Raw genomic sequence first — 12,015 nt, 5'->3', positions numbered from 1 at the left:
GCTGCCCGCAGTCGGCGGTCAATACAGGGGAAAGCCGTCCTCCGGTCCGAGCATGCGCTCGAGCCGGGTACGGGTGATCTTGGCCAGTTCCTCCGTGCACGCTTTGCGCTCCGCCTCGGGTTCGTGCGCGAGGCGGTGGTGAAGATCCGTCAGCAGTTCCCCCGGCCCGCGTCCCTGGGGGCACCACAGGTAGCGGTAGCCGAAGCGCTCCTCGTAGGCGGCCGCCGCGGCTGTGATCGCGGTCATCAACGCCTCGTCCTCGTCCCACAGCGAGCACTGCTCGAGCCGCGAGGCGGTGCTGCCGCGCCGGCGTCCCACCACCGGGTGGCAGTCGAGGGCCTCCGCGATCTCCGCGTCGCCCAGCGAGAACAGGGCGGCGTCGGCTCGGGCGAACAGTTCCGAGTAGCTCGCGTAGGGCCGCCCGGCCGCCACCGACTGGGCCCAGGTCAGCGACGCGCAACACTCGTACAGCGCGTGGGTGGCGCCCCGCCGGGACAGGGCATTGAAGGCGCCCAGACCGATGCCCTGATGCATCAACATGGCAGTCGCTCCTTTGCGAGTCGGACCGTTCGTGTCCTCAGGATCCGTCCGGTTCGCGGCGGTCACCAGTGGGGTAGCAGGGAATTTTCGAGGCTGTAACGAGCGGCCCTCGTCGGCCGTCCGAAGCGCAGACATTACTGTTGAGTAATGACTGCAGATTCCCGCTGGAAAGCGTTCACCGTCGACGTCGCCGACCACGTCGCCCGCGTCACGCTGGTCGGGCCCGGCAAGGGCAACGCGATGGGTCCCGACTTCTGGACCGAGCTGCCCGTGCTGTTCGGCGAGCTCGACGCCGATCCGGACGTGCGCGCCGTCGTGCTCGCCGGCGCCGGCAAGCACTTCTCCTTCGGCCTCGACCTGCCCGCCATGAGCGGCGACCTGGGCAAGGTCCTCGCCGACAAGGCGCTGGCCGCCCCGCGCACCGAGTTCCACGAGATGGTCAAGCGGATGCAGGCGGCGATCACCGCGGTCGCGGACTGCCGCAAGCCGGTCGTCGCGGCCGTGCAGGGCTGGTGCATCGGCGGCGGCGTGGACCTGATCTCGGCGGCCGACATCCGCTACGCCAGTGCCGACGCGAAGTTCAGCGTCCGCGAGGTCAAGGTCGGGATGGTCGCCGACGTGGGTAGCCTCGCCCGCCTGCCGCTGATCATCGGCGACGGGCACCTGCGCGAACTCGCCCTCACCGGCAAGGACATCGACGCGGCACGTGCGGAGAAGATCGGTCTGGTCAACGACGTCTTCGCCGACGCCGACGCCGTTCTGGCGGCCGCGCAGGCCACCGCCGCCGAGATCGCGGCGAACCCGCCGCTGGTCGTGCACGGCATCAAGGACGTCCTCGACCACAGCCGCTCGGCGCGCGTCGACGACAGCCTGCGCTACGTGGCGGCCTGGAACGCGGCGTTCCTGCCGTCGGAGGACCTGACCGAGGCCATCACGGCAGTCTTCGAGAAGCGGCCCCCGGAGTTCCGGGGGCGGTAGAGGATGGACGGGTGCGACGGCATCCGGCCCTGACGTGGGGCGGCCGGCTGGTGCCGGTCGTCCCACTGTTGTATCCGGCGGTCTATCGGCCGTGGCAGCTGCGCTGGGGTGCGACCAGGACCGAAGTGGCTCAGCGGGTTCCGGGTGATGAGATCGTGCCCGGTCCGCACTGGTCGGCGACCCGTGCGGTGTCGATCGCGGCCGACCCCGAGGACGTGTGGCCCTGGCTGGTCCAGATGGGGGCGGGGGACCGTGCCGGCTGGTACAGCTACGACCTCGTCGACAACGGCGGGAAGCCGAGCGCCGGCGAGATCCGGCCCGAACTGCAGCGGCTCGAGGTCGGCGACCCCGTCCGGCTCGTCGCGGGTTCTCCGGCCGCCTTCCGGGTGGGGTCGATCGACCCCGGACGTTCGCTCGTGTATGCCCACTCGCACGACGGTGGCACGGTCACCGCCGCGCTGGTGCTGCGCCCGGACGGTCCCGGCCGTAGCCGGCTGGTGCATCGCGTGCGATTCCGCATCCCTCCGTCGCCGTTCGCTGTCGGCTGGGCCGCCCTCATGGACGCGGGGGACTTCGTGATGTCCCGGCGGATGCTGCTCGGCATCCGGGACCGGGCCGAGCGGCATGCCCGACGGCGCCGGGGCGGGCCGCCGCCTGTCGACGAAAGTCATGGGGCCACAATGGATTTCCGGCTCATGATCCCGGTGCGCCGACCGCCCGGTGCGGCGTTCGCGCTGCTCGCCGACGTTCAGGAACACGTGGGTGCACCGGCGCGCACGGGCGTCCGGATGAGCAAATCTCCACTCGGTCCGACCGCCGAGGGCACCCGGTGGCACGAGCGGGTGCGGCTCGCGCCGGGCTGGTGGATGTCCGTCGACAGCGTCGTGACCGCGATCGAGGAGCCGGAGCTGCTCGGGATGGACTTCCGGAGCGCCTGGTTCACCGGTCACCTCGACTACCGGATCGAGTCCACCCCGGGGGGATGTCTCCTGCGGCAGCACTTCGTCATGCGGTTGCCGCGCCCGCTGCAGTCGTGGTCGGCGCGGGTGGACGCCCGGCTCCGCCCGCGCCTGCTCGATCGGCTCGCCGAGGTCCGGGACGCGATCGAGCAGGGCGTGTGAGAACGCGTTCGGGCTCCGCAGCCGGCGGCCGCGGAGCCCGAACGATGCGTGGTGTCAGTGCCCGCCGTCGGCCTTCAGGCGCTCGATCGACGCGGAGACCTCGGCCTCGGCCTCGGCGCGGCCGACCCAGTCCGCGGCCTCGACGTGCTTGCCCGGCTCGAGGTCCTTGTAGTGCACGAAGAAGTGCTTGATGGCGTCCAGTTCGAACTGCGAGACGTCGCTGATGTCCTTGACGTGGTCCCAGCGCGGATCGCCCGCGGGCACGGCGAGGACCTTGTCGTCGCCCCCGGCCTCGTCGACCATCTTGAACATGCCCACCGGGCGGGCCTCGACGATGACGCCGGGGAACACCGACTCGGGCAGCAGCACCATGCAGTCCAGCGGGTCGCCGTCCTCGCCGAGGGTGTTCTCGATGTAGCCGTAGTCGGCGGGGTAGCCGAACGAGGTGTAGAGGTAGCGGTCCAGCTTCACACGGCCGGTTTCGTGATCGACCTCGTACTTGTTGCGCTGTCCCTTGGGGATCTCGATGGTGACCTCGAACTCCACGCCGTGTCCTCACTTGTAAGTCGATACGACTGCCGTATCTGCGGTGATGGTCCGCACAGAGGATAACGGGTCGGCGCTAGGCTGGTGGCGCAGGTGCCGGACCAGCGGGGCGGCCACCAGGGCGCGGGTTTCGCCGGAGCGGACGCCGCGGGATTCGACACAGCGGAGGCGTGTTGGCGGGGCAGGGCAAGAAGAAGCTGGGCACACTGGCGGGACGGCGCCGCCGGAACCTCCGGATCCTGTTCACCATCTGGGGAGCGGGAACCGTCGCGCTGCTCGTGGGGGGAGCCTTCGCGCTCTCCGACGTCCGCAGCGGGGAGGCCGCCGCCGCGATAGCGCCCGCGCCGGCGCCCGTCACCGCAACCCCGCAGGTGGCGCCGGTACCCGCCGACGCGCTCGCCCCCACCGCTCCCGCGCTGGCGGCCACGCTCGCACCGGCGCTGGGGAACGCGGGACTCGGCAACTTCACCGGCTCGATCACCGACGCCGCCACGGGCACCGTGCTGTGGTCGAAGGATCCCGCCCGGCCGATGATTCCGGCGTCGACGACGAAGGTCCTCACCGCCGCTGCGGCGCTGCTCGCCCTGCCGGCCGAACACCGCGTCACCACCAAGGTCGTCGAGGGTGGCCGGCCGGGGGAGATCGTGCTCGTCGCCGGCGGCGATCCCACCCTCACCGCCCGGCCCGTCGGCGAATCCGGCTTCTACGCCGGCGCCCCGCGCATCGCCGACCTGGTGCAGCAGATCCAGCGGAGCGGCACCGTCGTCGACACGGTGCTCGTCGACGCCGGTGCCTACGCCGGCGACCCTCTGGCCCCCGGCTGGTTCCCGGCCGACATCGCCGGCGGTTCCGTGGCCCCGATCGAACCGGTGATGCTCGACGGCGGCCGCCTGAACCCGCTCGAGGACGAGTCGCCGCGCACGCCCACCCCCGCCCTCGACGCCGGTCGGGCCCTCGCCGCAGCACTCGGCGCCGACCCCGCCCGGGTCGCCGCCGGCACCGCCCGGCCCGGAGCAGCCCCGCTGGCCGCGGTCCAGTCGGCGCCGCTGCGCGACCGGCTCGGGCAGATGATGGGCTACTCCGACAATGTCCTCGCCGAGGCCGTCGGCCGCGAGATCGCCGCGGCCGAGGGCGCCGAGCCGTCGTTCCGCGGCGCGGTCGACAGCGTCTCCGCGGTCCTGCGCGAGGCCGGATTCGACCTGACCGGGCTCACCCTCCACGACGTGAGCGGGCTGTCCGTCGACAACCGGATTCCCGCGCAACTGCTCGACGGGGTGATGGCCGCCGCCGCCGGAACCGAACAGGCGTCGCTGCGCCCGATGCTGGACTACCTGCCCGTCGCCGGCGCCACCGGCACCCTCTCCGAGCGCTACGCCTCGACCAATCGCGACGGGGCGGGTTGGGTCCGCGCGAAGACGGGCACTCTGTCACAGGCGAGCGGCCTGACCGGATTCGTCGTCGACAGCGACGGACGGGTGCTGACGTTCGCCCTGTTGTCCAACGACCGTCCGCCGGGCGAGAGCCGGCCGGCCCTCGACGCGGTGGCGGCGACCCTCCGAGGATGCGGATGCCGATGACCGACCAGGACCGGACGCTGGGTGACGCGATCGACTGGAAGCTCGCGGCCGGGATCGGGGCGCGCCTGACCCGACCGGGCCCGGCGATGTCGCGCTACACCGCCGAGACCGTCTCCGCCGAGCTGGCGTCGGCCGCCGACCGCGCCGAGCCGCCGGTGCGGGAGCTGACCGGCCTCGGTGACGGGCGGGACGTGCCGCCCGCCGCGGTCGTCGACCGGTCCGGCTGGGTGCACGCCGCCGCCAGGTCGATGGCAGACCTCACCGGTTCCGGGCCCGCCGACGGCCGCTGGGTCGGCAAGCCCGCCGGCGTGCAGGCCGGTGCGATGCTCGCGTACCTTTCCTCCGCCGTGCTCGGTCAGTACGACCCGTTCTCACGGTCGCTGCTGCTCGTCGCGCCGAACGTCGTCGCGGTCGAGCGGGCGCTGCGGGTGCCCACCGCCGACTTCCGGCTGTGGGTGTGCCTGCACGAGGTCACCCACCGCGTGCAGTTCGCCGAGGCGCCGTGGATGGCAGATCTGATGCGCGAGGCCGCGGCGGAGCTGGGCCGGACCGCGGAAGAGTCGTTCACCGACCTGGCCGGCCGGATCACCGGGGTCCTGCGCGATCGCCGGCCGGGCGAGGAGAAACCCATGGCCGAGCGCGGCGTGCTCGGTCTCGTCCGAGCGGTGCAGTCCGAACCCCAGCGCGCCGCACTCGACCGCATGCTGGCCCTCGGCACCGTGCTCGAAGGCCACGCCGACCATGTGATGGACGCGGTCGGGCCCACCGTGGTGCCCGCCGTCGCGCAGATCCGCCGGGCGTTCGACAACCGCCGGCGCCGGGCCGTGAACCCCGTCCACCGCATCATCCGCGCACTGCTCGGGATGGACGCCAAGATGGCCCAGTACGTGCAGGGCAAGAAGTTCGTCGACACCGTCGTCGAGCGGGCGGGCATGGCCCGGTTCAACGTCGTCTGGAGCGGTCCGGACGCGATGCCGACCCTCGCCGAGATCGACGACCCCCACGCGTGGATCGCGCGGGTGCTGGGCTGACGGTGTCGTCCGAGCGGCCGCTCCTGCCCGAGACCCCTGCCCTCCACGAGGTGCGCCTGGCCGTGCGGCGGTGGGTCGCGGCCCACGGCCGGTCCGTCGCGGTCGGCCTGTCCGGCGGCGCCGACTCGTCGGCCCTGACCGCCGCCGCCGTCGCGGAGGCGGATTCGGTGCGGGCCGTCGTCGTCGACCACGGCCTGCAACCCGGCTCCGGCGACGTGGCCGCCCTGGCCGCGGAGTTCGCGCGATCCGCCGGGTGCGGATCGGTGCAGGTCGTCCGCGTCGCGGTGACCGGCCCCGGCGGACTCGAGGCGGCAGCGCGCGCGGCCCGCTACCGGGCGCTCGGCGAGGCCCGGGCGGGGTTGCCCGTGCTGCTCGGGCACACGCTCGACGATCAGGCCGAGACGGTGCTGCTCGGGCTGGGCCGCGGTTCCGGTGCCCGGTCCCTCCGCGGCATGTGCGAGTTCGACGATCCGTGGGGCCGCCCCCTGCTCGGGGTGCGCCGCGAGGTCACCCGCCGGGCATGCGCGGAACTGGGGTACGCGCCCTACGAGGACGCGCACAACAGCGACCGGCGCTTCACCCGGGTGCGGCTGCGTGAGGAGGTGCTGCCGCTGCTCGAGGAGGTGCTCGGGGGTGGGGTCGCGTCGGCCCTGGCGCGCACGGCCCGGCAGTTGCGCGAGGACGAGGACGCATTGGAGGAACTGGCCCTGCAACTGCTCGCGGAGGCCCGGGCCGGGACCGGCCTGGCCGTGGACGCCCTCGCCGGCACTCCCGTGGCGGTGCGACGGCGGGTCCTGCGGCGATGGCTGCTCGACTCGGGGGCGTCGGCGCCGACGGACCGCACCCTGCGGGCCGCCGACGAGCTGATCGGCCGGTGGCGCGGGCAGGGCGCGGTGGCCGTGGGCGGCGGGCCGGAGCCCGGCGTCAGGTTGGTGGTCACGCGTCGGCGTGGCAGGCTGATCGTCGAGTTCGTCGGCCGGCGACAGGGCGCGGACGACTGAGGGAAGGCAGGAAGAACCCGGTGTACGAGAACGACATCGCGTCGGTACTGATCTCCGAGGACCAGATCAAGCAGCGCACGAAGGAGCTGGCCGAGACCATCGCCACGCGCTACCCGGTGGGCGCACCCGAGGGTGACCTGCTGCTCATCGGCGTGCTCAAGGGCGCGATCTTCTTCATGACCGACTTCGCGCGGGCACTGCCGATCCCCACCCAGATGGAGTTCATGGCGGTCAGCTCGTACGGGTCGTCCACGTCCTCGTCCGGTGTGGTGCGCATCCTCAAGGACCTCGACAAGGACATCGCCGGCCGGAACGTGCTGATCGTCGAGGACATCATCGACTCCGGCCTGACGCTGTCCTGGCTCATGCGCAACCTCTCCTCGCGCAACCCGGCGTCCCTCGAGGTGGTGACGTTGCTGCGCAAGCCGGAGGCCGTGAAGGTCGACGTCCACGTCGCCGACGTGGGATTCGACATTCCGGACGAGTTCGTCGTCGGCTACGGCCTCGACTACGACGAGCGCTACCGCGATCTGCCGTACATCGGCACCCTCGACCCGAAGGTCTACACCGGCTGATCCGAGGTCGGCCCCACCGGATCGCGCGTCGACCGCGTCGGGGCCATGCCGCGCTGCAGTGCCCGCAGGTCGTCCTCCATGATGCGGAACAACCAGTACACGAGCACGAACGCGGCGATGCTGCCCACCGCCAGCACCCGGACCGCGACGAGAACCTGCTGGATCTCCTCGGGCGAGAGATACGTCACGCCGGCGACCCCGACGAGCGGCACGGCCGCCGCGAGCGCCAGGTAACGCACACTGCGCCGGTGCAGCCCCTCGAGTTCGCGGGCGTCCGTGGCGTCGGTCGCCCCGTGCGGCAGGAACGCCGGATACAACGATCGCACCATGTAGAAGGCGACCAGGAAGAACGGGTAGGCGACGGCGATCGCGCCGCACACCAGGATCGACGTGAGGAAGTGCGCGGCCGAGGGGCCGTCGATGTTGCCGCCGACGAAGTGCAGCGCGACGGGGAACGCGATGCCCGCGACCGTCCACAGGGTCATCACCACCGCGGCGACGCGGTCGCTGATCAGCAGCGCGTCGTGCCGGGCCCGGGCGAGTTCCACCGCGTTGTAGCTGCGGCCGCGGTGGAGGCCGCGCGGCACGGTGATCAGCCGTCGGCACAGGTACACGATGATCACCGTGCCGAGGGGGAAGGTGATCCCGTTGATGATCAGCGCGAGCTGTTCGAACTCGCGCTGGGTGTCCGGTGGGAGCCGGTCGACGATCAGGTTCGCATTGTGCTGGTAGTTGTACAGGGCGGCCAGCACGTTCGGGATCGCGATCGCGGCCGTGAGGATCGGCACCACGGGGCGGCGCAGCCGGGCCCGCCAGCTGTGCGGCGGCGGGTCGACGAGGTCCCGGGCCCGCGGATCGAGGCATAGGTCGAACTGCTGGGCCAGCTCCGCGCCCGACGCCCACCGGTCCGCCGGATCCGGCTCGAGGCACTTCGCGAGCACCCGGAGCAGGGTCTGGGGGCAGTCGGCCGGGACCCGCTCGCGTGCAGCCGCGGTCAGTCCCGTGCGGCGCCGCGCGAGCATGGTCTCGAGCGCGGGCAGGGTCTCGGCGCCCAGATCGTCCTCGCTGTTGGGCCGGCCGCCGGTGAGCAGTTCCCACAGCATCACCCCGAGCGCGTAGATGTCGCTGCGGGTGTCCATGTCCGCGGCGGTGCCGGGCAGCCCGGGATGGCACGCCTCGAGTTGTTCGGGCGACATGTAGGCCAGGGACCCGCCGAGGTACGCCACGGCGGACGTGCCGCCGACGGACTCGGCGAAGCTGATGTTGAAGTCGGCGAGCTTGGGCACGCCCTCCGCGGTGAGCAGGACGTTGGCCGGCTTGACATCGCGGTGGAGCACGCCGCGCCGGTCGGCGTAGTCCAGCGCGGAGGCGAGCCGGCGGCCGAGCCACGCGACGGTCTCGGGCCAGGTCAGGCTCTCGAGCCGGCTGCGCACGGTCGACTCGGCGGGCCGGATCTCACCCTTCTCGGCGAGGGTCTCGTCGACGACGTCGAGCAGGAGGCGGCCGCTGCGCTGCTCCGGCGGGGTGGTGCGCACCCGGTGCAGCACCCGCAGCAGCGTCCCGCCCGGCAGATACTGCATGTACAGCAGCCGCAGGCCGTGTTCCGGCAGGATCCGCTGGTCGAAGACGCGGACGATGTAGTCGTGGTCGAGCTGGGCGAGGGTCTGCGCCTCGGTGCCGCGGTCGGGGGAGATCTTCACCGCGACGAGCCGCTGCATCGAGTGCTGCCGGGCGAGGAACACGCGGCCGAAGGCGCCGCGGCCGAGGTTGGTGAGCAGGTCGAAGTCGTCGATCCGGTTCCCGGCCTCGACGTCGTCGATGCCGGCGGGGACGCGGACCGGGAAGGGCTCGGTCGTCGCCTCGCCAGGAAGGACGGCCGCAGCCGTGCGGGTCGGCTCGGTGGTCGCATCGGCCGTGCGCGTGAGGTCAACAGGTGCGGTACGGGTGGGATCGGCCGCAACCGTGCGGGTCGGCTCGGCCGCAGCCGTGCGGGTCGGCTCGGCCGCAGCCGTTCGGGTCGGCTCGGCCGCAGCCGTTCGGGTCGGCTCGGCCTCGGTGATCCGGGTCGGGTCGGCCTCGGTTGCAGCGTCCGGCTCCTGCATGGCCATGCGAAATGATAACCACGTCGTGGCCCGTGACCGCAGGCACCTGACGCGACCGGGAACCCCCGGGTGGTCCCGGACGTTGATCCTTCGGACCGTGCGGCCGCGCGAGGGCAACGCTGCGCGTCCACGCGGTAACCTTGCGGTGTCCGGTTCGTCGCCGGACTCCTCGGGACGACCACGATGATGACCGCACTATCGAAAGGACCGGCCGGCCGGGCCGAACCTGTATGAACCGCAAGACAGTGTTCCGTAATCTGGCGATCGTCGCCGGCATCCTGTTGGTCATCTACGCCTTCAGCTACTTCGGTGACGACACCCGCGGTTTCGCCAAGGTGGACACGTCTGTCGCGATCGCCCAGCTCGACGCGAACAACGTCAGCCGGGCGCAGATCGACGACCGCGAGCAGCAGGTCCGCCTGTGGCTGAAGAGCGGCAACGAGGCGACCGGAGACAACACCGAGATCCTCGCGAAGTACCCGGAGTCGGCGTCCGAGCAGATCTTCGACAAGGTCGCCGGCGCGGGCCTCGAGAAGTTCGACACCACCGTCACCCAGGAGAGCTGGCTGACGTCGATCCTGCTGTTCGTGCTCCCGATGATCATCCTGCTCGGGGTGTTCTTCTTCGTGATGAGCCGCATGCAGGGCGGTGGCCGCGGCGGCATGATGGGCTTCGGCAAGTCCAAGGCCAAGCAGCTGTCCAAGGACATGCCCAAGACCACGTTCGCCGACGTCGCCGGTGCGGACGAGGCGGTCGAAGAGCTGTACGAGATCAAGGACTTCCTCCAGAATCCGGCGCGCTACCAGGCCCTCGGCGCGAAGATCCCGAAGGGCGTGCTGCTGTACGGACCTCCCGGTACGGGCAAGACGCTGCTCGCCCGCGCGGTCGCCGGCGAGGCCGGTGTCCCGTTCTTCACCATCTCCGGTTCGGACTTCGTGGAGATGTTCGTCGGTGTCGGCGCGTCCCGCGTGCGCGACCTGTTCGAGCAGGCCAAGCAGAACAGCCCGTGCATCATCTTCGTCGACGAGATCGACGCGGTCGGCCGCCAGCGTGGCGCCGGCCTCGGCGGTGGCCACGACGAACGTGAGCAGACGCTCAACCAGCTGCTCGTCGAGATGGACGGCTTCGGGGACCGGCAGGGCATCATCCTCATCGCCGCCACCAACCGTCCCGACATCCTGGATCCGGCCCTGCTGCGTCCGGGCCGGTTCGACCGGCAGATCCCGGTCAGCAATCCCGATCTCGCCGGGCGCCGGGCGATCCTGCAGGTGCATTCCAAGGGCAAGCCGCTCGACCAGAACGCCGACCTCGAGGGGCTGGCCAAGCGCACGGTCGGCATGTCCGGTGCCGACCTGGCCAACGTCGTGAACGAGGCCGCGCTGCTCACTGCGCGCGAGAACGGCACCGTCATCACCGAGGCCTCGCTCGAGGAGTCGGTGGACCGCGTGATCGGCGGCCCGCGGCGCAAGAGCCGCATCATCAGCGAGCACGAGAAGAAGATCACCGCCTACCACGAGGGCGGGCACACGCTCGCCGCCTGGGCGATGCCGGACATCGAGCCGGTCTACAAGGTGACGATCCTCGCCCGTGGCCGCACCGGTGGTCACGCGATGACCGTCCCCGAGGACGACAAGGGCCTGATGACCCGCTCGGAGATGATCGCCCGCCTGGTGATGGCCATGGGTGGCCGCGCCGCCGAGGAACTCGTGTTCCACGAGCCGACGACGGGTGCCTCCTCCGACATCGACCAGGCCACCAAGATCGCCCGGGCGATGGTCACCGAGTACGGCATGAGCGCCCGCCTCGGCGCCGTCCGCTACGGGCAGGAACACGGCGATCCGTTCCTCGGCCGCTCGATGGGCGTGCAGTCCGACTACTCGCACGAGGTGGCCCGCGAGATCGACGAGGAGGTACGCAACCTCATCGAGGCCGCGCACACCGAGGCGTGGGCGATCCTCAACGACTACCGCGACGCGCTGGACCTGCTCGCCGGTGAGCTGCTCGAGCACGAGACCCTCACCCGCAAGGACCTCGAGCGGATCCTCGCCTCCGTCGAGAAGCGGCCACGGATCACCGAGTTCAACGACTTCGGTGGACGCACGCCGTCGGACAAGCCCCCGATCAAGACGCCGGCCGAGCTGGCGAAGGAACGCGGCGAGCCGTGGCCGCCGGAAGCGGTGCGCCCGTCCTTCACCAAGCCCGCCCAGCCGCAGCCGCAGCCCGCGGCGCCGACGAACGGGCATCCGGCGCCGGTGCCGGCGCCCGCCTCGGAGCCCCTGCCGGGCTTCGGGCAGCCGCCGCACCCGGGTGGGCCGCGTCATGCGACCCGGCCCGACTACGGCGCGCCGGCCGGCTGGTCGGCACCCGGTTGGCCGCCGGCCGAGTCCGAGCAGCCGCCGCAGAGCACCTATCCTGGGTATCCGCAATGGACCCAGCCCGCGCGCCCGGCCGACGACGACGAGCGGCAGGCCGGTAGGAACGTGGCTCCCGAGCCACCGCCGACACAGCCGTGGGAGGGGCCGACCGGTCCGCGCTGAGCCCGAG

At 71.8% G+C, this 12,015-nt stretch carries 10 protein-coding genes; 7 read left to right on the top strand and 3 right to left on the bottom strand.

What is annotated here, in order from left to right:
* Positions 1-18: 18 nt before the first annotated feature.
* On the bottom strand, positions 19-540 hold the full coding sequence (locus tag OCS65_RS25865) for a 2-oxo-4-hydroxy-4-carboxy-5-ureidoimidazoline decarboxylase (RefSeq protein ID WP_006930435.1): 522 nt from the start codon (positions 538-540) through the stop codon (positions 19-21).
* A gap of 147 nt (positions 541-687) precedes the next feature.
* Between OCS65_RS25865 and OCS65_RS25860 the strand changes: the two genes are divergently transcribed.
* Positions 688-1,518: a crotonase/enoyl-CoA hydratase family protein gene (locus OCS65_RS25860; RefSeq protein WP_006930434.1), complete on the top strand. Its 831-nt coding sequence runs from the start codon at positions 688-690 to the stop codon at positions 1,516-1,518.
* An 11-nt stretch (positions 1,519-1,529) separates the two neighbouring features.
* A complete protein-coding gene (locus OCS65_RS25855; RefSeq protein WP_231772051.1) occupies positions 1,530-2,639 on the top strand; it encodes an SRPBCC family protein in 1,110 nt (369 codons plus the stop codon).
* A gap of 54 nt (positions 2,640-2,693) precedes the next feature.
* Here OCS65_RS25855 and OCS65_RS25850 read toward each other — a convergent pair whose 3' ends face one another.
* Positions 2,694-3,185, bottom strand: a complete 492-nt coding sequence (locus OCS65_RS25850; RefSeq protein WP_006930432.1) for an inorganic diphosphatase — start codon at positions 3,183-3,185, stop codon at positions 2,694-2,696.
* Positions 3,186-3,355: 170 nt separating this feature from the next.
* On the opposite strand from OCS65_RS25850, the gene dacB reads away from it, so the two are divergent.
* Genes dacB through hpt form a run of 4 tightly spaced genes read left to right on the top strand, consistent with a single transcriptional unit; the run spans position 3,356 to position 7,369 of the window.
* A complete protein-coding gene (dacB, locus tag OCS65_RS25845) occupies positions 3,356-4,762 on the top strand; it encodes a D-alanyl-D-alanine carboxypeptidase/D-alanyl-D-alanine endopeptidase (protein WP_263508074.1) in 1,407 nt (468 codons plus the stop codon).
* Complete coding sequence (locus OCS65_RS25840) at positions 4,753-5,793, top strand: zinc-dependent metalloprotease (RefSeq protein ID WP_006930430.1); 1,041 nt, start codon at positions 4,753-4,755, stop codon at positions 5,791-5,793. The genes dacB and OCS65_RS25840 overlap by 10 nt, the downstream gene beginning before the upstream one ends.
* 2 nt (positions 5,794-5,795) lie before the next feature.
* Complete coding sequence (gene tilS, locus OCS65_RS25835; protein WP_006930429.1) at positions 5,796-6,794, top strand: tRNA lysidine(34) synthetase TilS; 999 nt, start codon at positions 5,796-5,798, stop codon at positions 6,792-6,794.
* Between the two features lie 20 nt (positions 6,795-6,814).
* On the top strand, positions 6,815-7,369 hold the full coding sequence (gene hpt / locus OCS65_RS25830; protein WP_006930428.1) for a hypoxanthine phosphoribosyltransferase: 555 nt from the start codon (positions 6,815-6,817) through the stop codon (positions 7,367-7,369).
* Here hpt and OCS65_RS25825 read toward each other — a convergent pair.
* Positions 7,357-9,477, bottom strand: coding sequence for a protein kinase domain-containing protein (locus OCS65_RS25825; protein WP_072634221.1), 2,121 nt, complete (start codon positions 9,475-9,477; stop codon positions 7,357-7,359). The two genes, hpt and OCS65_RS25825, sit on opposite strands and share 13 nt — an antisense overlap.
* Positions 9,478-9,701: 224 nt before the next feature.
* On the opposite strand from OCS65_RS25825, the gene ftsH reads away from it, so the two are divergent.
* The gene (ftsH, locus tag OCS65_RS25820; protein WP_029540710.1) at positions 9,702-12,008 is read left to right on the top strand and encodes an ATP-dependent zinc metalloprotease FtsH; all 2,307 of its coding nucleotides are present in this window, start codon (positions 9,702-9,704) and stop codon (positions 12,006-12,008) included.
* Positions 12,009-12,015 lie beyond the last annotated feature (7 nt).

The organism is Rhodococcus aetherivorans (assembly GCF_025722975.1).
Classification (GTDB): domain Bacteria; phylum Actinomycetota; class Actinomycetes; order Mycobacteriales; family Mycobacteriaceae; genus Rhodococcus; species Rhodococcus aetherivorans.
The sequence above is the reverse complement of the archived record's forward strand: the minus strand, read 5'-3'. Positions and strand labels throughout refer to the sequence as shown.